Source organism: Psychrobacter sp. TB55-MNA-CIBAN-0194 (genome assembly GCF_040309505.1).
In the GTDB taxonomy this organism is placed as follows: Bacteria; Pseudomonadota; Gammaproteobacteria; order Pseudomonadales; family Moraxellaceae; genus Psychrobacter; species Psychrobacter fozii.
The window spans coordinates 1-259 of the sequence record NZ_JBEOOW010000471.1 but is presented as its reverse complement, the minus strand read 5'-3'; the positions used below and the strand labels follow the sequence as shown (position 1 = coordinate 259).

At 50.6% G+C, this 259-nt stretch carries 1 protein-coding gene; it reads right to left on the bottom strand.

Annotation, left to right across the window (positions count from 1 at the left end):
- Positions 1-44 precede the first annotated feature (44 nt).
- Positions 45-259: 30S ribosomal protein S10 (gene rpsJ / locus AAEY75_RS15935; RefSeq protein WP_352260138.1), on the bottom strand; the 215-nt coding region annotated here is incomplete at its 5' end.

Here is a 259-nt window from a genome sequence, read left to right as displayed (position 1 = left end):
CTCTATGGCCTTATGACAGTTACACAGGTTAATACCGGGAGGTATTAACCGAGGCTGATCTGAACGTCTACACCTGCTGCCAGGTCTAGTTTCATCAAAGCATCTACTGTCTTTTCCGTCGGCTCAACAATGTCGAGCAAACGCTTATGGGTGCGAATTTCATACTGGTCGCGCGCATCTTTGTTGACGTGCGGTGAAACCAGAATCGTGAACCTTTCCTTGCGCGTAGGCAAAGGAATAGGTCCGCGCACCTGAGCGC